Consider the following 249-nt stretch of genomic DNA (forward strand, 5'->3'; position numbering starts at 1 on the left):
TCGGCGCCCAGGCCAGCGGCTGCGCGCCTGTGGCATCCGCCTTCAAGGCCGGCCAAGACGTGATCCGCCCGGTCAAGCCGGACACCATCGCCAAGTCGCTGGCGATCGGCAACCCGGCCGACGGCCCCTACGTGCTGGACATCGCCCGGCGCACCGGCGGCGCGGTGGAGGACGTCACCGACGCCGAGGTGGTCGAGGCGATCAAGCTGCTGGCCCGCACCGAGGGCATCTTCGCCTAGACGGCCGGCG

The 249-nt window shown here is 73.1% G+C and carries 1 protein-coding gene; it reads left to right on the forward strand.

The genetic code is table 11. The annotated features are described in order from the left end of the window. Window positions 1-239, forward strand: a 239-nt coding sequence (locus C7C46_RS34050) for a pyridoxal-phosphate dependent enzyme (protein WP_245985362.1), incomplete at its 5' end; no start/stop codon positions are given. Window positions 240-249 lie beyond the last annotated feature (10 nt).

It is taken from the genome of Streptomyces tateyamensis, assembly GCF_003205575.1.
Taxonomy (GTDB): domain Bacteria; phylum Actinomycetota; class Actinomycetes; order Streptomycetales; family Streptomycetaceae; genus Kitasatospora; species Kitasatospora tateyamensis.